The sequence below is a fragment of the Streptomyces viridiviolaceus genome (assembly GCF_014650995.1).
GTDB classification, from domain to species: domain Bacteria; phylum Actinomycetota; class Actinomycetes; order Streptomycetales; family Streptomycetaceae; genus Streptomyces; species Streptomyces viridiviolaceus.
In genome coordinates, this window is record NZ_BMWA01000120.1 from 1 (window position 1) to 561 (window position 561).

General features: G+C 75.6%; 1 protein-coding gene. It reads right to left on the reverse strand.

What is annotated here, in order from left to right; all coding sequences use genetic code 11:
* Positions 1–561, reverse strand: a 561-nt coding sequence (locus IE260_RS41190) for an FAD-binding oxidoreductase (RefSeq protein ID WP_308434756.1), incomplete at both ends; no start/stop codon positions are given.

Sequence of the window (561 nt, forward strand, 5' to 3'; positions counted from 1 at the left end):
GTGGCGGGGTGTCCGGTGGCTTTGAGGGCGGCCGTGGCGACCTCGGAGCGAACGGCGTCGATCAGGGCGGGAATCCGGTCCCAGGTGGCGGCGGTCTCGAACGTCTCGACGACGGCGCCCATGCGGGCCAGGCCGTCGCGCAGGTAGGGCATGCGCAGGAACGCCGAGCGCCAGGCGCCGACGGCCGTATCGGCCGGGGCGTCCCGGTCGGTCGTGGGTGGCTCGGGGTGGCCGCCGTGGGCGCGGGCGATGTCCAGGGCGGCGGCGAGGCGGTGGTCGACGGGGCTGGTGGAGGATTCGAAGCCGAGGATCAGGACGCTGGAGCCGTCCTGGGAGGCGCCGGACAGCAGTGCCTCACCGGGGTCGAGCAGGCGGCAGTTGGCGGGGGCGAGGTCGGACTGGGCGATGGCGCGCACAGCCTCCAGGGCGCGGTGGAAGTCGGGGAGGGCCACGGCCGCGGAGGCTTTGTGGCGGGGGCGCTCCCGCAGGCGCATCCAGGCCTCGGTGATGACGCCGAGCGTGCCCTCGGAGCCGAGGAAGAGCCGGTCGGGCGACGGGCCG